This window comes from Bacillus cereus group sp. MYBK15-3, from assembly GCF_051916765.1.
GTDB lineage: Bacteria > Bacillota > Bacilli > Bacillales > Bacillaceae_G > Bacillus_A > Bacillus_A cereus.
This window is the reverse complement of sequence record NZ_JBQAHG010000001.1, coordinates 355,421-376,135: the sequence shown is the minus strand read 5'-3', so window position 1 is coordinate 376,135 and position 20,715 is coordinate 355,421. Positions and strand designations below refer to the sequence as shown.

The following is a 20,715-nucleotide window of genomic DNA, read 5'->3' as shown; positions in this document are numbered from 1 at the left end:
AGGACAAGGAAATGCAATTAAAAGAATATATGACTCAAACTTTTCCAGGAGTTACATTAGTACCCTACTTATATTCTCAGTGGGGAAATCATTTACATTTTGATTTCGGAAAAGATAAATATCAAATTGTAGAAGGAACCGACGATTTAAATATGGAATACTTTTCTCAATTATATACATATAATAAATTCTTATTTGAAGATATATTTTCAAAAGAAGATGTAGTGTTTGTAGTGACAAATGTTTATAGATTTAAAAAGGAAAACATAAAAACTCCACAGAAAATAAATGTATACAATAAATATATTAAGAAAAGAGATTTAAGATTTCATATAAGACAAGAAACGTTACCGTTTCTATTTGAAGATGAAGAAGCAGATTTATATTGTACATATCAATTTTCTTTAAAATGCCTTGCGGAAGATATTAAGTATAAATTGCTTATACAAGCTGCTAATCATGAGGATTTCTCTGCTCTGTATCCTCGATTTGGACGAAAAAAAGAAATTTCTTATCCAAATGTATTTCTCATAAATGCAACGAAAGATATTGTCATGTTTATGTATGATGATAGAGGAAGTGAAGTAATTGCGAAGAATAAAGAAATAATACGAGATTTATATAAGAAATATAAAGACTGGATTCTAGATTATGAATGAGAAAGTATAGATAACTCATTTAAATGACAATAGGGGAAGTGAAGCGTGTAATGAAACGTATTGCAATTGTCTCTGCATGGGAACCAGAACTGACGTATTTGCATCAACATTATCCAAGTGAACGTGTTGAAAAAAGAGCAGCTTGGGAATTTCATTTTCATACTATTAATGAGCTGGAAATTATATCAGTTGTTACTGGTGTCGGTAAAGTAAGCTGCGCTAGTTGTGTACAATTGTTAATTAGTGAGTTTCAGCCAGATGAGTTGTTTATGACAGGAATATGCGGAAGTTTATCAAACAAGGTGAAAAACGGTCATATTGTAGTCGCACTAAACGCAATACAACATGATGTTACTGCTGCGGGTTCAGGAGAAGATGTTTTTAATTTATATAACGGTAGAACAGCACCTATTGAAACAACAAAATCACTTGTAAGAAGAATAAAAAAAATACGATCGTATGATCCGATACATTTCGGTACATTTTTATCAGGAGATCAACGTATTCGTAGTTCAGAAATGAGATATTTACTCCATACCGTATATGGAGCATTGGCAGTTGATCAAGAAGTAGCAGCTTTCGCCTATGTATGCCAAATAAATAAAAAACCATTTCTCTGTTTAAAAGCTGCTTCAGATCAAGCAAATGATAAAACGAAAGAAGAACAAAAAATCTTTAAAATGCTAGCATGTGAAAGAGCATGTGAGCATTTAATTGCTTTTTTACGTGTTTATGAGGTTAATGTAGTAAATAATAGATAGTTTGTTATAAAACAAATCAATAGTGAGTTATATGTAGGGAAATGTCCGCTCATTTCAAATTAAGAGCTGAAATTTATAATAGATGGAATATATTATATGGGTACACGTTGAGTTTAATATAAGCAGTTGGAGGGCAATTTTATATGATTCAATATAAAAGGTGTAGTGAAGTAAATATTGATTTAGTATATGAAGCTTTTAAAGATGGATTTTCAGATTACATTATTAAGATGGAGGTTTCAAAAGAGGATTTTATACAACGTTTTTTGGGATCAGAAGGTAATTTGCTAGAACATTCTTTTCTTGCTTTAGAAGAAGGCAAATCTGTTGGCGTAATACTAGGTGGCATAAAGGATTATGAAAGTATAAAGACTATGCGCTGCGGAACATTAGCGGTTCATCCTAATTACCGCGGTATTGGTGTGAGTCAAAAATTATTTGAACTGCATAAAGAAGAGGCGATTCAACATGGATGTAAGCAACTTTTTCTCGAAGTCATTGTAGGAAACGACCGAGCGATTCATTTTTATAATAAGCTGGGCTATGAAAAAGTGTACGATCTTTTTTATTATAATTTAAATGATTTGACTAAAATAATGAATAAAGATTGTAAAGATATTGAAGTAAAACAATTAGAATTTCCAACTTTTAAAGATGGAATTCAGAAATGGTTAAACTTCCATATAAATTGGCAAAATGATATTGATTATATTAAAAAAACAAATAATGTATTTTATGGTGTATATGTCGATAATGACTTAAAAGGCTCTCTATGCGTAAATGAACAAGGTAAAATTAGTTTTATTTTCGTAGACAAAGGTTATAGAAATATTGGTGTTGGGATGAAATTATTACAAGTAGCAAGAGAAGAATTAAATTTATCAAGTTTATCAATTGGGTTTCCTAACAATAATTTATTGGAGGGTTTTTTAAAGAAATGTGGATTTGAAAAGAATTCTTTAGCGCAATATGAAATGTATTTATTACTCTAAGAGCGGAAAGATTTATTCTTTTCGTTTTTTATTTAGCCGTTATGTTGGTAAATGCTCCGCAATTATAATTTGTAATGAGAGGGATTTTGTTTATCCTTAAGTTATTTTTTAAATTGTCAATTTTATGCTAATAATTTTCTTTGTATAATATTCTAATTTTATGTAGAATAGATACGATGGGAGGGGATGAAATGAATAATGGATTAAAGTTTAAGATTTTTGAATTGCATTGTCTCGTTCAAAAGACTTATTCTGATATTAAAATAGCATGTGATATTGCTATTTATCAAGAAAACACTTCTAAATATTTAATTTCATTAGGATTTTTAAATAAATCATATATGACTTATATAGAAGCAAAAAGATTCTATCGCGAAAATGAAGAGCTTGTAAGTGTAGAATTTGATAATTTCTTTGATATGTATGATAAATTAGAAAATGAATTAAAACAAGTTATTTCAACTGAAGATAAAAATCCTTCATTGCTACATAGCAGACTTGATCAGTTTCAGCAGAAAGTTGAAAATATAAATGACCTAATAAAAGTATTGCAAAATGCTCGTTAATGAATGCTTTTTTCTTTTTTGTATAGAAATTATGTATTAAAAATATTTTAGGGATATTACATATTGAAGAGGTGGCTTTTGTAGATTACAAAAGTCATCTTTTTATGTTAGGAATAGATTGTATACATTTTAGCAGTTTCATATAAATAATAGAAATTTATACGAGGTAAATATCATGGGAAATAAAAAAGAAATAGCTATAGTTGCATTAACAACAGGATTCGTTTTAACAAGTGTAACACCATATGGAGTAGGTCATGCAGAGGAACCTGGTCAAATGCAAGTTGAAATTCAAGAGGATTCGTTCCGTACAGGTGATCTTACACAACCATCAAAAAAGGCGCCAGAGAATGTAGTGAAAGATGCACTTAAGGAAAATACGGAGCATGCTTTGTCTCCAAAACAAGTTAGTGCAGAAACAGGAGTAGATTACAAGGTTCTTCAAAAACGTGGTTCTTATGATGGAACTACACTTGTGCGCATGCAACAAATATATGAAGGAAAAGAAGTGTATGGCCACCAGTTGACTGCTCACGTAGATAAAAAAGGTATTATTAAAAGCATTTCAGGAGCTAGCGCACAAAATTTAACACAAGAAGATTTAAAGAAACCTATTAATTTATCAAAAGAAGAAGCGAAACAATATATTTATAAAAAGTACGGAAACGACATTAAATTTATTTCTGAACCAGAAGTTAAGGCGGTTATTTTTGTTGATGAAAATCATGGGCAGGCTAGCAATGCATATCAAGTTACATTTGCTGCTACAACACCAAATTATGTATCTGGAACTTATTTAGTGAATGCTCATAATGGCGATATGTTAAAAGATATGGTACAAGAATCAAGTTTGAAAATAAGTGAAGAGTATGTTGAATCCGTTAAGGAAAATAAAACTAGCAATTTCACATCATTAACTGGAACAGGAAAAGATGATTTAGGCGTAACTCGTACATTTGGTATTTCTAAACAGACCAGTGGGAATTATGCGCTTGCTGATTACACAAGAGGGCAAGGAATTGAGACATATGATGTAAATTATAGAGATATTACAAATGAAGAAAGTTATTATCCTGGCATACTAGCAACTAGCGCTTCAACAACATTTAATGATCCAAAGGCGGTAAGCGCTCATTTCTTAGCAACAAAGGTATATGATTTTTATAAAGAAAAATATAATCGTAATAGTTTTGATAATAAAGGAAAAAAAGTAGTTTCAGTTGTACATGCATGGGATTCTGGAGGAACAAATGATCCTGAAAATTGGGAGAATGCATTTAGTACTAATATTAATAACATCAGTATGCTTTTATATGGAGATCCTATGGTAAAAGCGTTCGATATAGCCGGTCATGAATTTACACACGCAGTTACATCAAGTGAATCTAACCTTGAATTCTCAGGAGAATCTGGGGCAATTAACGAGGCATTATCGGATATTATGGGAACGGCTATAGAGAAATACATAAATAATGGGGAATTTAACTGGACAATAGGAGAGCAAACTGGATCGACTTTTCGTAATATGAAAAATCCAACTGCAATTAATTTTTCAGAAGGACTACCGTATCCCGATGATTATAGTAAATATAATGATTTAAATGGAGAGGATTATGGAGGCGTACATTTTAATTCAAGTATTATTAATAAAGTTGCGTATTTAATTGCACAAGGTGGTACTCATAACGGTGTAAATGTAAATGGTATTGGTGAAGATAAAATGTTTGATATTTTCTATTATGCAAATACTGATGAATTAAACATGACTTCTGATTTCTCTGAATTGAAATTGGCATGCCTTAAAGTCGCAGCTAATAAATATGGAACGAACTCAATTGAAGTTCAAGCAGTCCAAAATGCTTTTGATGCGGCAAAAATTACAGGAACGGTGAAAGAAAACGAAAAAACAGCAGAAAACCAAGCTCCAGAGTTAACTGTACCGTTTACGATTACACTACGTGTAGGTGATACGTTTGATCCAATGAGAAATGTAAAAGCTGTTGATAAAGAAGATGGTGATTTAACAAATAAAGTAAAGCATAAAGGCGATGTAGATACTTCAAAACCAGGTACATACATTGTGGAATACCTGGTTGTTGATTCTCAAGGGGGGAATGCAACGGCTACACAGACTGTAATTGTAGAGGGAAATGGCGAAACATCAGATTTAGAACCTAAATTAACAGTGCCTGTTGGAGCGACAATTCATGTAGGAGATTCATTTGTTCCAATGGCAGAAGTATTAGCTATCGATAAAGAAGACGGTGATCTTACTTCTAAAATCAAAGTTGATGGTGAAGTAGATACAAATAAAGCCGGTACTTACGTATTAAAATACACAGTTACAGATTCAAAAGGCCATGAAGTAACGGCGAAGCAAACTGTAACGGTCAAAGTTAGAGAAGAAGTTAAAAATGATAAACCAATACTAAAAGTACCTGCTACAACTTCAATTACTGAGGGTGATCAATTTGATCCGTTGATAGGAGTATCAGCTACTGACACAGAAGACGGTGACCTTACTTCTAAAGTAGCGTATGAAGGAACTATAGATACAAATAAAGCTGGTATTTATGAAATAATATATAGTGTAAGAGATTCCGTGGGTAATGAGGTAAATACGATACAAAAAGTATTAGTGAAAGATAAAGAAACTAGCAAACCTAATGGTCTTGCTAATAAGGCAAATAAGAGTAATATCTCTAACAACAGTAATAGCGATAAAAAAGAATATACATATAAGGAGCTTCCAAAGACGGGTGTAAGTACAACTAACAGTGCAGCAATCGGCATATTGATGATTATTACAGGCACAGTACTCACTTTTGTTCGCAAATTTAGAAAGATACAAAAATAATAGTAGGGATTATTCGTTTGAAGAAAAGAGTTCAGTATTCAAAAGAAATAAAGTAGAAAGTAAATAAAACGAAATATGGATTTTTTACTTATTAAGATTTTAATAGTTAAGCGGTACATTTGGCTTTTATAAAAATTTGCAGTTGGATACTATTCTGTCTACAGAACTATATTACATATAAAACACGTTACTATTCTTTTATTTTAATGAGAATAGTAACGTGTTTTTTGATTTGAAAATAGCATAAATCCTATAGCTCATGAATATAGGAGTACTTCTAATTTGCCATTGATAAGTTACTGAAAACATTTTGTTTTAATGGAAGGTTCACTCTAAATGACAACATGAGATTTTCGATATTTACCAGGTGTTTCATTGGTGAATTTTTTGAAAATTTTAGTAAAATAACTTTGATCGCTAAAATTAAGCGAAGCGCATATGTCTGATAAGGGATAGGTGGTGAAAGTTAATAATTTCTTTGCTTCTTCGACTCGTTCACGTTGAATGTACTCAATTAATGAAATACCAACCTCTTTTTTAAATAATATAGATAAATAATCTGAATTCACATTTGCAAATTTAGCAAGTTGTTTAACAGATATTGGATTGTAAATATTTTTAAAAATATAGTTTTTGCAAATAGCAATAGTCTGTGAATGTTGCTGTGTTTTTTGTGCCTTTACACGGTCTGCAAAGGTGCAAAAAGCATTTTTTAATAAATCCCAAACAGATTCTTTGTCTTTTAAATCTTCTGTTCTTTGAATATGTAAATCATAAATTTTGTAAGCAATCCCAGATGGAAGTCCCCCTTTTATCGCATATCTAGTAGCGAGCGTGATGGATGAAATACAAATGTTTTTATGACGTCTTAATTGATGGAATGAAGATAAAGATGAAAGAGTCTCTTGTTGGAATTCGTAATAATATTTGAGTACGGTTTCTTTATCCCCGTCTTCTATAGAACTAAGTAGTTGCTGCTCTATATATAAATTATGATAAATGGATTCGTCTTTTTGCATTGAAATATATACATCTTCGTTTAAGATGCTGCTATGACTTATATGAAGTGAGTCACTGTTCTTTGAAAAGGTGCTTACATCTGAATTTTTTTTATAGAGAATGTTATAGAACAATATCGCTATATTTACAAAGAAATTTTGATCTTTGACTGACAATGAAAAATAATGGTCTCTTGTTCTTTTATAATTTGGAATAAAATTAAGGTTACTATCCGCTTTACTTGTAGAAAAATTTACATGTGTCAAGGGCCCAATAATAACAGTACCGTTCACCATATAATCGCTCTTTATGTGAATTAAAATAAAGTGCCCTAGATATTCGTGAGTTCTGAAGATGGGGGAATTATATGTATCATTTCTCTGAAAAAGCATATGTAACTGTTCTATTTTTGATGTATATAACGAATGTGAATCATTTTTGGATTTAAATTCTAAAAGAATATTTTTGTTACAATCTAAAAAACAAACTGGAATTTCGAAAGATTGAAAAAACATATTGCAAATGTACTCTATCTCAACTAGACTGAGTTTTTTAGTCATATTCTTCCTCCTTACAGTTATGCGTAATAGTTAAATAAACATATATTCCTTTTTCATAAGTAGATACGGAAAACCTTTATCAATAAAAAATATAAATAAAAGTTATAAACTTCTAAGAATAATACCATAATTTAACATGAATAGCACATATTATTTGAATATACAGGTAATAGTTTTGGACAGTAACGTAAAATATGAATCGTCACACTTATTTGTTGGTTATTACTTATATGTATTAAAAAATGATTAAGATTGGATTTTAAATAGGGATAGGAAGTGAGATATGAATAGATTGACAGTAAGTGACTAGTCGAAATTAGCAGTGAAAGCTATTATGTAACAAATGTAATGATTCTTGAAATAGGGATATACGTGTAATTTAGGGGAGAAAATTACATATATCATGCGGAGAGACAACGTAATAATAGAAGATAAGAAAAGTGAATAAGTGATTGTAAACAATGGATTGTTGGACGACTATGTTTTATGTTATTCGTTTAAATCTGATACTTGGCACACTATTGCTTTTAAGAAGGTAATAGTAATAAAGAAATTTTTAAAATGATAGAAGTAGTAAAGGGGATAAGAGAAATGAAAAAAATATTTAGTGTGCTTTTAGTGTTATTCTTAACATTTTCTACATGGTCTAGTGTATTAGTAAAGGCAGATTCATCATCTAAAGGTACTTTAACGATTCATAAGTATGAACAAGAAAAAGATGGAGCGCAGGGACTAGAAGGTGACGGTTCTGCAAATCAAGAGGTGCCAAAAGATGTGAAACCATTAAAAGGTGTAACGTTTGAAGTGAAAAGGGTTGCTTCTTTTGAAAAAATTTCAAACGATGGGAAAATCGTAAAAGAAGACGTGAAACCTGTAATGGGAGCCACTCCAAATCAAGTAGTAACAGATGATAACGGACAAGTTGTATTAAAAGATCTTCCGCTAGGACGTTATGAGGTGAAAGAAGTGGCAGGACCTCCACATGTTAATCTAAACCCCAATACGTATACAGTGGATATCCCATTAACGAATAAAGAGGGTAAGGTGCTAAACTATGATGTTCACATGTATCCCAAAAATGAGATTAAACGTGGTGCAGTGGATTTAATAAAAACTGGTGTAAATGAAAAAGCATTAGCAGGTGCAGTATTCTCTTTATTTAAAAAAGACGGTACAGAAGTGAAAAAAGAGTTAGCAACAGATGCTAATGGTCATATTCGCGTGCAAGGATTGGAGTATGGAGAATACTATTTCCAAGAAACAAAAGCTCCGAAGGGCTACGTAATAGATCCAACTAAACGTGAGTTTTTTGTTAAAAACTCCGGAACAATTAATGAAGATGGAACTATTACTTCTGGTACAGTAGTTAAATTAGAAGTGAAAAACTATGAAGAACCAACAATTGATAAAAAGATTAACGGAAAATTGGAAGCGTTACCAATCAATCCGTTAACTAATTATCATTATGATATTAAAACATTAATTCCAGAAGACATTAAGGAATACAAAAAATATGTGGTAACAGATACTTTGGATAATCGTTTAGTGATTCAAGGAAAGCCAATCGTGAAAATTGATGGGGCAGAAGTAAATGCAAGCATTGTAGAGGTAGCTATAGAAGGTCAAAAAGTAACAGCTACAGTAAAAGATTTCACAAAATTAGATGGTAAAAAAGAATTTCATTTGCAAATTAAATCTCAAGTAAAAGAAGGAGTACCATCTGGTTCGGAAATTTTAAATACAGCAAAAATTGATTTTACAAATAAAAATGATGTAATTGGAGAAAAGGAATCTAAACCCGTAGTTGTTATTCCAACAACTGGAATAATTGAGTTAACAAAAATTGATGGTGCTAATAAGAATAAATTAAAAGGTGCGGAGTTTGTACTTAAAGATAAAAATGGAAAAATAGTTGTTGTAGCAGGAAAAGAAGTAACAGGTGTATCAGATGAAAATGGTGTTATTAAATGGTCTAACATTCCATATGGAGACTATCAAATTTTTGAAACGAAAGCACCAACATATACAAAAGAAGATGGTACAAAAGCTTCTTATCAATTATTAAAAGATCCCATCGATGTAAAGATTAGCGAAAATAATCAAACGGTTAAATTAACGATTGAAAATAATAAAAGTGGATGGGTTCTTCCGGTAACGGGTGGCATAGGAACGACTCTTTTTACTGTAATAGGTCTTACGTTAATGGTTACAGCGGCATTTGTTTTCTTTAGAAAAAAGTCTGCTAATAATTAAGATTTTAGGAACATGTAACTATGGGAAAAGGGGAGAAGCAAAATGCTTCCCTCTTTTCGATATTTAAGCATATACAGAGGTGGAAATATGAAACGAAATCTTGTTTTGGGAGGTATTTTTTTATTTGGATTAGGTGTTTTTTTATATCCTACTATTAGTAATTGGTTGGCGACTCGTGCACATTATTCTGAGATTAGCTCTTACGATAAGAAGATCAAAGCGCTACAAAAGAAAGAAGTTGAACGTAGGGAAAAAGAAGCAGCTGAATATAATAAACAAGTTCACACTTCCACGAAAACATTTACTGATCCATTTTCTGAAAAAAAAAGTAATCATCAAGCATATGCTGATGCGTTAAATTTAGGAGATGTAATGGGGTATATTGAAATATCGAAAATTAATATAAAACTGCCAATCTATCAAGGGACATCTGAGGAAGTATTGAGCCGCGGGATAGGTCATTTAGATTTTTCTTCGCTCCCGATAGGTGGAGAAAATACGCACACTATTTTAACAGGGCATCGTGGTTTACCATCAGCAAAATTATTTACAGATTTAGATAAGTTGAGCAAAGGAGATCTTTTTTATATTCATTCTTTAGACAAAGTTCTTGCTTATAAAGTAGATCAAATTAAAGTAGTGTTACCACATGAAACGGACGATCTACAAATTGTAGAAAATAAAGATTATACAACTTTAATTACGTGTACGCCTTATGGAGTAAACACCAATAGATTGCTAGTTCGAGGTGAGCGCGTGGAGTTAAACGAGAAAGAAAAACAAAAAGTGAGTACAGAGATATTTATATTTAATAAGTGGACTGTAATAGTTACAATCCTATTGTTATGTGTGCTTCTCGTCGTAATTTATAAGAAAAAGTTAACTCGATAGAATGTATTTATCCTGCATTAATGGGAAGTGGGACCGGAAATTCAAAGATAAGTAAAGACGGTATATAGGGGATGAAGTAAATCATCATTAATAAAAATTCATTTTATTCGATTATAAAAAAATACGGTAAAGGTGGGAACAAAGGAATTGAGGCTACGATTAAAGCTGGTAAGTATTCATTTTATTGTTTTGTTAATGTTAAGTGTAAGTTTTGTCGTATATGTACCAAAAGAAGCATATGGATCCACGACTACCTTAGAAGGTCTAGGAGATATATCGCGTTATAATGCTGTTGTCTTTGGTAACCATAAAGCAATAGGTGGCGACATTGAAGGAGCAATTGCAGTCCAAGGTGATATGGATGCATCGGGGTATACGATTGTAGGTGCTGCAGCGGGAACATCTAATATAGTAGGTGAAAAATGGGTTGATGAGGGATATCCGTCCTTGTTATTGTCTGGAAAATTTAAGAAATCAAGGGAAGAATCTTTTATCATTCAAAACGGAATAGTCGTAATGACAAAAGAGAGTGATCCAGATCGCATCATACAATCCTCTTATGATCGTATCGTTTATAAAGAAAAACTAGAAATTGACGCGAAATTTAATGAATTTCGCAATATAGTGAACCAAGTCAGTAAAAATGCAGGTCAATATAAAACGAATACCCCAATTCCAAATATGAGTCATGGAATCGGAAAAGATATAAACAATCCTAATATTTATGTTTCATCAGAATTGACAGGGAAAATCAATTTAGATATAAGAGATGTATTTTTACCAAATGCTAAGGACAAAGATTTTGTTGTTATGTATTCGAATGCAACAGAGGTTACATTTAAAAATGGGTCTATTCTATATGACACGAACAATATTGGAAGGGCTACAGATATAGTTCCTACATCACAACCATATTCTCCTAATTCCCCGTTTACTGAGCTATACGGGAAAGTGATTTGGGTTTTTCCAAATGCGAAAAAAATTACAACAGAGGGATATGGTGTCGTTGGGAGTGTGTTTGCTCCCAATGCTGTATTAGAAACAAAAGGCGGCTCGATTAATGGACAAGCATTTGTCGGCGCGGTACAACAAACTGGTGGATTTGAATTTCACAATTTCAAATTTAACTGGCAACATTGGAACAAGCCTAGTACAGGAAAAGTAAAAATAAAAAAGGTTGATAGTAATAATGATAATAAAAAATTGGTGGGAGCAAAGTTTAAAATTGAAGATTTAAATGGGAAAATAGTTGGAGAACTAGTAACAAATGAAGAAGGAGAAGTAATATCAAAAGACTTACCAATAGGAAACTATACCTTAGTGGAAGTAGAAGCACCTAAAGGTTACGAATTATTAAAAGATAAAATAGCTGTAAAAATAGAAAAAGATACAGTAGTAGAAATTAAAATAGAAAATAAGAAATTGCCAGATCCGACTGGGCAATTTGAAATTGAAAAAGTTGATGATAAGGATAGTGAATTAAAGCTAAAAGGCGCTGTATTTCAAGTGTTAGATAAAGAAGGGAAAGAACTTAGTAGATTAATAACGGATGAAAAAGGAAAGGTAATTTCCAACCAATTAGCAATTGGTAAGTATACGATTAAAGAAATAAAAGCACCGAACGGATACATGTTACTTAGAGATCCAATAGAAATAGAAATTACAGAAGCAGTAAAGACACAAAAAATAACAGTGAAAAATGCGAAGAATAATTGGGTAATTCCTAATACTGGTGGGAGCGGAACAACAATTTTTTACGTAATTGGTATTATGCTAATGTTTGGTGTGCTATATTTCTGTAAGAAAAATCGTATATTATGAACTGATTTTATAGAGTTAGACAGATTGTTGCGTTAGAGAGTTTTTAGGGCATGAGTTCGGTATTGTACTGGACTCATGTTACTACATTTGTTGAAGGAGGAAGGATAATAGTAAACATAGAATATATTAATGAATTAAAATGTTTAAGAGGTGAACATGGTGGCAATAAAACAAGACGAAATTAAAGTAGTTGTCGGAGCTGGAGTGTTTAATAATAATCCAGGCTGGATTCAAACGCAAGAAGATGAACTTAACTTACTAGATAAAGCTACGTGGGAAGAAAGATTTGAATACAACTCTATTTCAGCTATTTTAGCTGAGCATGTATGGGAACACCTTACTTTTGAAGAAGGTGTAAGAGCAGCTGAAATCTGTTATGAATTTTTAAAACCATCTGGTCATATTCGGTGCGGAGTCCCTGATGCATTCTTTCAGGATGAGGTATATCAAAATATAGTTCAAATAGGGGGACCCGGTCCGAAAGATCATCCAGCAGCAAGTCATAAAATCGTTCATAATTATAAAACATTAACGAAAATGTTTGAAACTGCTGGATTCGAGGTAGTTTTACTTGAATATTGTGATGAAAATGGTCAGTTTTATTACAACGAATGGGATGCAAACGACGGTGTTATTTTCCGTTCGAAAAGGTATGATTCTAGAAATAAAGGCGATAAACTTGGTTTTCCATCGCTAATTGTTGATGCGATTAAGCGCTAATCATTCAACCAAAAAAGGAGTTAATCCTATGATTTCATAAGTCGCAAATGCGGCTTTTTTATTTGTACGTAAATCTATATTTTATTTTCAATACTATATAACTCGATTTAGAAAATATTTAAGTTTTTCTCAGCGTCATTCACTTTAAATTAACACTTCGTTGACATAAATATTTATTTTATATTTATATTCGTGTAAAATAAAATGAGAACATATATTCTATATAAGGAGGCAATCAAAATGATAGCTGAAATTGGGAAACTAAATGATGGATATATTGTGAAATTTGAACGCCAATTTCCATATACGGCAGAAGAAGTTTGGTCTGTATTAACAGAAAACAGTAAGCTGAAAAAATGGATGTCCAATTTACAGATTGAAAGCCTTAAAACGGGTGGAATAATAAAGTTCGACATGATGAACGGTTCATTCATAAACATTGATATTTTAGAGTGTCAAGTAAACTCAGTACTTGAATTTACTTGGGATAAAGATCGTGTCCGATTTGAAATACATAAAGAGGAAAATGGTACTCTTTTATTCCTTAAAGAGTACATTCATGAATTAACAGATCATACACCGAGAGATATAGCTGGTTGGCATATTTGTTTAAATCTTTTTTCTTCTGTTTTAGAAGGAGAAGAGAAAGAATTTTCTAAAGATGAATGGCAACAATGGTTTGAAATATACAAGGATAAGATTCATGAAGTGAGAGGATAATTGTATAATAGGTAATATTCATTATGTAATTATTATATTTTAAAAATGCTTTTGTGAATAAATAAGAATAGAGGTTAATATGAAAGTAAATCAATTAATTGCTAATAACATAAATAAATTAGATGCAACTATACCGTTTAATAAATCGTTTGGAATTGCTGGGTTATCTGGATCGGGTAAAACAACTTTTTGCCAAACAATTGGTGAAGAATCAAAAAAACGATTAGTTTCTTTATTACCAAAGGCTGAATATCAATATTTATTTCCTAACATTATGGAAACAAATTTTAGTGCTATTAAGATGGAAGAAATGCCATTAGTACTTTTTCTAGGAAAATCATCGATTTCGTCTAATCCGCGTTCAACGATTGGTACTCATACTGGTGTTTTTACAGAGGTTCGGGAAAAACTTGCTGAAGTATTTAATCTTTCTCCAGAGGTCTTTTCATTTAATAATCAATTAGGCTGGTGTACTGGTTGTAAAGGCCGTGGTACTACAAAAAATGTTGAGTGTAAAAAATGTAAGGGAAAACGTTATAGTGAAGAAATTGAACAATATGAAATTGATTTGTTGGAAAAGCCACATTCAATCTCAAATATTAATGATTTAAGTGTTGAATCTATTCTTTCACTAGCAAAACAATTAAATATTAGTGAGGAAAAACAGCATATACTGCAAAATATTATTAATATGAACATTGGTTATTTAACATTAAATCGAATTATGGGTACGTTGTCAGGTGGAGAGTTAACACGACTTTATTTGGCTGAATTCATGGCAGTAAGTGAAAATGCTGTAATTATTATTGATGAGATTTCAGTTGGACTTGATCATGAAACATTATTACAAATTTTAGAAGAGATTAAACGATTAGGGTGTAAAAATCAAATTTGGCTTATTGATCATTCAGATACGGTACTAGATACAACTGATGAGCAATTGTTCTTTGGACCTGGTAGCGGAAAATATGGCGGGAAAATTGTGAAAGAATCACCAAGACCAAAGTCAATACTGTGGGAGCGAAATAAAGAAATACCAACAGAATATTATACATTCTATGATTTATATTGCCGTAATATCCAAATGGCGGAGTTTCAAATTCCTAAAAACAGGCTTGTAACGGTTACAGGAGAATCGGGATGTGGGAAATCTACACTTGTCAACGAATGTCTAGCTACAGATTTTTTAAAACGATATCCAAAAGATAAATTAGTTATGGTAGGACAAGACCGAAATCAATCAATTACAAGTCGATCAACTGTAGCAACTTTCCTAGATATTAAAAAGAAACTCACAAAGTATAGTGAAGACATTGATGATATTTTTGAGCGCTCGATTGAGGATATTATTGATGAACTTCCAAATGAAGATATCGCTTATAAACGTTTGAGCTTACTAATTAAATTAGGGCTTGGCTATTTAACATTAGAGAGAAAAACACAAACATTATCGACAGGTGAGTTTCAATGTGTTCATTTAGTTTCGGAATTATTTGCAAACACTAGAAATCCACATACATTATTCATTTTTGATGAGCCTTCAAAAGGTTTATCACAAAATATTTTAAATCAATTTATCGATAGTATTAGAGGTATTCTGCAAGATGAATCAGTTTCTATCATTATGATTGAGCATAATCGTTACATGTTAGAAAGCTCTGATTATATAGTTGATTTTGGAAAAAGGCAGAATGAATCTGTAGAGCATTTGGATGTTGTTAATCATGAGGATTACTATCATCAAAAAAGTAATGTGAATAGCACAGAGAAAATAAATATCTCTTCAATGCTTAAGCAGAAAAAAGGAGTTCACTATTTAGAAGAAAATCATATTAACTATTTTAAAAATGCCGAAAATGTTTATAAGGGCGGTATTTTAAAAAGTTTATCATCAATGGCTAGGTTAATTTATGGTGAATATGAATCTGATACAATCGCACCTGTTATTGCTATTGATCTTGAAAGACATTTATATAGTCAATATAGTTTCTTATATGAGATTGGTGGATTAATTAATCATATTGTAGCTGCTCATCCAATTAATAAAGATACGAGAAGTTTTGATTTCTATTCACAGGACAATCATTGTCCATCTTGTTCTGGACGTCTTCAAATTGAAGTTTTTGATAAAGATATTGCCATTCAAGATAAAAGTGTTCCATTTTGGGATGGGCTATTCGATCAAGAAATCATGAAGGTATTAAAATTTTATCAGCATGAAAAAATAGAATTTCTATTCGAAGAAATAAAAAATGAGCTTGGTCACGATTTGTCAAAGAGCTATAATGATATGTCAGAAGAAGAAAAGCATACGTTTTGGTACGGATATTTTGAAAAATCATTTTATGATAAAAAAGGAAAGACACGCAGAACATGGGTAGGGTTTAATACAATTATTGGTGGATATATTGTTATTTCAAAAGCACCTATTAAAGAAGAAATTAAGAGTTCAAAAAAAATGATGAAATGTCCAATTTGTGAGAGGACGGTTTTAAATCATCATAAACCACTTAAATTTGGTAACGTAGATATTCGTGAAATAATCAATCAGCCTATTAATAAAGTATTGAAAATAGTTGGTGATTTACCGGCACTTGTTAAATTGAAGTCTATTGTTGGTGGCGATATGGTATTGACGGAAGATGTTTCTTTATTGCCAAGAAAAGCACAAGTTGCATTGAAAATGTTTGAATTAGAACAAGCAAGCTTTTCAAACTATGAAATGGTGTTACAAAATGTCTTACCATTCTGGAGCGAAATAAAAGGAAATATCGAATCCATTAGTGTTAATAATCAGGTAACTGTTTGTGATTTCCCTAATGTTTATGAAACGAGAGAAACCATTATAGATAAGTATTTCACAAATGGTAAATATAAAAAACTTACGTATGTATACGAAGCGTTTGGATACAAAAAATTAGTTACCCAAATTAATAAAATTAAAAAAAGTAATCCATGTCCATTTTGTAAAGGTAAGAAAGTGATAACCGAAGATAATCTACATGATGGTGTCTTTAAACTAACAATTCCATGTGTAACTTGTAATGCAAGTGGTATTAATGACGAAGGGTTAAAAGAAGTTGTCGAGGGCGTGGATGTACAAACGTGGTTAACTGGAAAAGTAAGTGATGTTGTGAATGAAAGCTTATTAACAGAAGTTGTTGGACAAATACCCATTTTCAATCGCATACGTGAGTTGGATAAACGAGATATGATGGCGGTTTATGAATGTCTTGAGAGTAATCAGTAAATTTTATTAATATATGTTTTATTAACATAAATTAATAAAACATATATTCTTTATAATGTATATATTAGCGCAGTATGATTAATACAAGGTAATGAAAGAAGATCCAATTTCTTAATATCAAAATTAAGAAATTGGATCTTTTAGTATTTTTATGTCTCCATACAATATTTTTCAATAAGAAAAGAAGTAATATGGAAGGAGAGATACAAAACAAATAGTGATAAACGATTAATATATTATGTAATTATTATATTATAAAAACGAAAATTAAGGTTTAAAATGGTTCGTAAGTGATATGTTTTTGTTTATTAATCTATTTTTCATTGTCTGATTTTTTAAATTTAACAGAAATATATACTTGAATGAAGTATATATTTCTGTTAAATTTATCCTATGGATAGAACAAGTTTAATTAAAGGTCATTTAGAAATGTGTGTATTATCTATTTTGTCGAAAAAGAAAAGTTATGGTTATGAGATTATGAAAGAACTTGAAATAAACAATTTAAAATTGAAAGGAGTAGGAAGTATTTATCCTATTTTAACTAAGTTGAAAAATCAAGAGTGGGTTAACACTTATCAAGAGGTAACAGACAGTGGTAAAGTGAGGATTTATTATGAAATTAATGAAAATGGGAAAATACGTCTTGAGAAGAAAATTAATGAGTGGTTAGAATTGCAATTGGACATTCAAACATTATTAAAAAGTGGTTTGAAAGGAGACCTTCTGAAATGAGGAATAAATTGATAGGTAAAGAAAAGCAATTTTTAAGAGACGTACTTAAGGAATTAAAGCAATACGATATTAGTTTAGAAGAAAGGGAAAATATTAAGAGACAAATATTAGAACATATTCAAGAGTGTCATGAACATGGTGAAGACAGTATAGATGATTTAGGTACCCCTCAATTATTTGTTAAAGATTTTATAGAAATAAATGAAATTGATTTACAAGTTAAAATGAAACAACTTCAAAATGAAAAAGGAAAATTCAACACATTTATCTTACGTGGCATATTCATCGCAATTATTACTTACCTCATCTCGCAAACTACATTTTCAATATTTTTAACTGAATCATTTAATTCAACTAATAGCAAAAATACATTTAATTATAATATTTTATATCGCATATCAGAGAATCAATGGTGGAACGTTTTATTAATAATGATTAGCTTTATGCTCTCTGTAGTAGTGTTTATTAGCTTAGTAAGTTATAAAAAAAGAAAGCTATCTAAAGTATAATGAAGAAAACTATCTATAAACTATTTCAAATCTATATTCTTTGTAATGTAATAGTATTATGTATCATTTATCCAAAAGCATATGCTCAGCAAGATATTAAAGCTACTTTAGATAAGTATATTGAAAAATTTATAAAGGAACAGAATATTCCAGGGGCTGCTGTTGCAATTGTACATAATAAAGATGTATTCTTCACTAAAACGTGGGGGATTACTGGGGAATCTGAAAAAAAAATAACTAGTAAAACACCATTTGCAATCGGTTCAATAAGCAAATCTTTAACAGCTTTAGCTATAGTAAAATTAATAGAAGACAAAAAGATAAAATTAGAGGATTCAGTTCAACAACATCTTCCTTGGTTTAAACTAAAAGATTCTCAAATATCCTCATCTATAACAATCCAACACCTTTTAACTCATACAAGCGGAATAAACACATATGAAGGCTTATTAATATCAGATAAGCAATCCAAAAGTTCTACAGCATTAAAAGAAAATGTAATGAGACTTTCAAATGTAAAATTAACTGCTCTACCAGGAGAAAAATATCAATATAGTAATGCGAATTATATTGTTTTAGGTGCACTTATTGAGGAAATTACAAATGATACATATTCCTCATATATGGAAAAACATGTTTTTCAGCTATTAAATATGAATGGTGCGGCAGCAAGTAAAGAAACTGCATATGAAAAAGGCTATTTAACAGGTTATCAGTCATGGTTTGGCATACCAAGAAAAAGTGTAGTATCCTATGATAATGCCGGGGCACCGTATGGTTATATTACCGCAAATTTGGAAGATATGATTCAATTTATTATGTTTTTGAATCGACAAGAAGATACTCAATTTTTAAAGAAAGAAAACATCGACCTTTATCTTACACCACTTTATAACATAAATTCAGAAAAAAGCTATGGTTTTGGATTAAGAACAACAAGTATAAATGAAAGCGAAACGATGATTTGGCATTCAGGATCAACGCCCGATGCTCGTACAGAAATATTTACTTTAAATAAAAGTGGCTGGGGTGGTGTGATTTTAACAAATAAAAATCATGTATTAGAAGAACCAGCACTTTCAGTATTAAAAAAGGGGATTATTAATATTTTGAATGAAGAAGAACCGGTTGATCCCCATAAAAGCATACCATTTACACAAATTGTTATGTCTACAGTTATACTCGCGCTTTTCATTTCATCAATTATGTTAATTAAAAAATATAAACATAAGGAAACTGTAAAAAAATTAACTTGGTTATTCGTAGGGGCTCTATTCCTACTATTATCTATTATTTTCATCCCACTTCTTACTTATTGTACAAGCTCACCATGGCGTACGATAAAAATATTTGCGGCAGATGTAGGTTTACTTACAAGTATTATAGTAATTTTATTAGCTGTGAACGGATTATTATCAATCTTTATAGGCATAAGACAGAAGAGTATATAAGGGTAAATAATTAAAGAAATATAATTCAAACGTTATAAACAGTTGACCCTCACACAATGTCATTGTTTAAGATAAAGTTGAGCTTCAAAGTAGATGTAACTTATAGGAGGAAATCATGTTTAAAATAGGGGATTTTTCAAAACTATCTTCCATTAGTATACGAATGTTGAGACACTACGATAAAGTGGAATTACTACAACCAGTAAAAGTCGATGAGCAGAGTGGATATCGATTTTATTCAGCAGACCAATTAAAAAAAGTAAATCAAATTCAAACGTTAAAAGCTATGGGGTTTAATATTGCTACTATTAAAGAAATAATAGAATGCGATAATATAGATACCATAAAAGAGAAATTTTTTAATCGTAGTGCTCAAGTTAAAGAAGACATGAATAACCTCCAAAAACAGTTCCGTCTCCTCGAAGGCTCAATGAAAATGATGAGAGAGGATGTTGTTGAGATGAATTATCATGTTTCAATAAAAGAAATTCCAGAAAGAACTGTAGCTAGTGTTAGAAAGATTATCCCATCGTATAATTGCGAAGGTGATTTATGGAGTATATTGATGCAAGAAATTCAAATAGGAAATATTAGTATTGACCATCCAAGTTATAGTATTGCGGTTTTCCATGATAGTGAATACAAAGAAAATGATGTAGATATAGAAATACAGCTAAGTATTCTTGGTAAGCACGAAAATACAAAAGACGTTGCATTTAAAAAGATTGAATCAACTCATGTAGCTTCCATAACAGTTAATGGAAGTTATGAACAGATGACAGCTGTAAATGAAGCTGCGGCAAAATGGATTGAGACAGAAGGTTACGAATTAGCAGGTCCAATGTTTAATATTTATCATGTGAGCCCAGCGATGGAATCGGATCCTAATAAGTGGGTTACAGAAGTTTGTTATCCAATAAACAAATAAGTAATAAAAAAAGGCATGTTTTATGCCTTTTTTATTTTATTAA

16 protein-coding genes are annotated in these 20,715 nt (G+C 31.0%); 15 read left to right on the top strand and 1 reads right to left on the bottom strand.

Annotated elements, in window-relative coordinates:
• The first annotated feature begins 11 nt into the window (after positions 1 to 11).
• The 5 genes from ACTFR8_RS02020 (at position 12) to ACTFR8_RS02000 (ending at position 5,835) form a co-directional block, all read left to right on the top strand.
• The gene (locus tag ACTFR8_RS02020) at positions 12 to 659 is read left to right on the top strand and encodes a DUF3885 domain-containing protein (RefSeq protein WP_252209989.1); all 648 of its coding nucleotides are present in this window, start codon (positions 12 to 14) and stop codon (positions 657 to 659) included.
• A gap of 23 nt (positions 660 to 682) precedes the next feature.
• Positions 683 to 1,420 carry a 5'-methylthioadenosine/S-adenosylhomocysteine nucleosidase gene (gene mtnN, locus ACTFR8_RS02015; RefSeq protein ID WP_001987381.1) on the top strand — a complete coding sequence of 246 codons (738 nt, stop codon included), beginning with the start codon at positions 683 to 685 and terminating at the stop codon, positions 1,418 to 1,420.
• A 143-nt stretch (positions 1,421 to 1,563) separates the two neighbouring features.
• Positions 1,564 to 2,412 carry a GNAT family N-acetyltransferase gene (locus ACTFR8_RS02010; protein ID WP_252209991.1) on the top strand — a complete coding sequence of 283 codons (849 nt, stop codon included), beginning with the start codon at positions 1,564 to 1,566 and terminating at the stop codon, positions 2,410 to 2,412.
• A 191-nt stretch (positions 2,413 to 2,603) separates the two neighbouring features.
• Positions 2,604 to 2,978 carry a hypothetical protein gene (locus tag ACTFR8_RS02005; RefSeq protein WP_001059022.1) on the top strand — a complete coding sequence of 125 codons (375 nt, stop codon included), beginning with the start codon at positions 2,604 to 2,606 and terminating at the stop codon, positions 2,976 to 2,978.
• Between the two features lie 175 nt (positions 2,979 to 3,153).
• Positions 3,154 to 5,835, top strand: coding sequence for a M4 family metallopeptidase (locus ACTFR8_RS02000; protein WP_074595762.1), 2,682 nt, complete (start codon positions 3,154 to 3,156; stop codon positions 5,833 to 5,835).
• 332 nt (positions 5,836 to 6,167) lie between these two features.
• Here the strand turns inward: ACTFR8_RS02000 and ACTFR8_RS01995 are convergent, their stop codons facing one another.
• On the bottom strand, positions 6,168 to 7,394 hold the full coding sequence (locus ACTFR8_RS01995) for an AraC family transcriptional regulator (protein ID WP_000162831.1): 1,227 nt from the start codon (positions 7,392 to 7,394) through the stop codon (positions 6,168 to 6,170).
• A gap of 591 nt (positions 7,395 to 7,985) precedes the next feature.
• On the opposite strand from ACTFR8_RS01995, the gene ACTFR8_RS01990 reads away from it, so the two are divergent.
• The 10 genes from ACTFR8_RS01990 (at position 7,986) to ACTFR8_RS01945 (ending at position 20,672) form a co-directional block, all read left to right on the top strand.
• A complete protein-coding gene (locus tag ACTFR8_RS01990) occupies positions 7,986 to 9,647 on the top strand; it encodes a SpaA isopeptide-forming pilin-related protein (RefSeq protein WP_000719312.1) in 1,662 nt (553 codons plus the stop codon).
• A gap of 87 nt (positions 9,648 to 9,734) precedes the next feature.
• Positions 9,735 to 10,538 (top strand): class C sortase, encoded by an 804-nt coding sequence (locus tag ACTFR8_RS01985; RefSeq protein ID WP_074596001.1) that lies wholly within the window; start codon positions 9,735 to 9,737, stop codon positions 10,536 to 10,538.
• A 147-nt stretch (positions 10,539 to 10,685) separates the two neighbouring features.
• Positions 10,686 to 12,359, top strand: coding sequence for a SpaA isopeptide-forming pilin-related protein (locus ACTFR8_RS01980; protein ID WP_440026887.1), 1,674 nt, complete (start codon positions 10,686 to 10,688; stop codon positions 12,357 to 12,359).
• A 156-nt stretch (positions 12,360 to 12,515) separates the two neighbouring features.
• On the top strand, positions 12,516 to 13,079 hold the full coding sequence (locus tag ACTFR8_RS01975) for a class I SAM-dependent methyltransferase (RefSeq protein ID WP_000225725.1): 564 nt from the start codon (positions 12,516 to 12,518) through the stop codon (positions 13,077 to 13,079).
• A gap of 240 nt (positions 13,080 to 13,319) precedes the next feature.
• Positions 13,320 to 13,799, top strand: coding sequence for an SRPBCC family protein (locus tag ACTFR8_RS01970; RefSeq protein WP_000559837.1), 480 nt, complete (start codon positions 13,320 to 13,322; stop codon positions 13,797 to 13,799).
• Between the two features lie 79 nt (positions 13,800 to 13,878).
• Entirely contained in the window at positions 13,879 to 17,049 is a 3,171-nt protein-coding gene (locus tag ACTFR8_RS01965; RefSeq protein ID WP_252209995.1) for an ATP-binding cassette domain-containing protein, read from the top strand.
• 393 nt (positions 17,050 to 17,442) lie between these two features.
• A complete protein-coding gene (locus ACTFR8_RS01960; RefSeq protein WP_000376286.1) occupies positions 17,443 to 17,784 on the top strand; it encodes a PadR family transcriptional regulator in 342 nt (113 codons plus the stop codon).
• Positions 17,781 to 18,293: a hypothetical protein gene (locus ACTFR8_RS01955; RefSeq protein WP_001244705.1), complete on the top strand. Its 513-nt coding sequence runs from the start codon at positions 17,781 to 17,783 to the stop codon at positions 18,291 to 18,293. Before ACTFR8_RS01960 ends, ACTFR8_RS01955 begins: the two co-directional genes overlap by 4 nt.
• Positions 18,293 to 19,744, top strand: a complete 1,452-nt coding sequence (locus ACTFR8_RS01950; RefSeq protein WP_000751428.1) for a serine hydrolase domain-containing protein — start codon at positions 18,293 to 18,295, stop codon at positions 19,742 to 19,744. Before ACTFR8_RS01955 ends, ACTFR8_RS01950 begins: the two co-directional genes overlap by 1 nt.
• 115 nt (positions 19,745 to 19,859) lie before the next feature.
• Positions 19,860 to 20,672: a MerR family transcriptional regulator gene (locus tag ACTFR8_RS01945; RefSeq protein WP_000472625.1), complete on the top strand. Its 813-nt coding sequence runs from the start codon at positions 19,860 to 19,862 to the stop codon at positions 20,670 to 20,672.
• Positions 20,673 to 20,715: the final 43 nt, after the last annotated feature.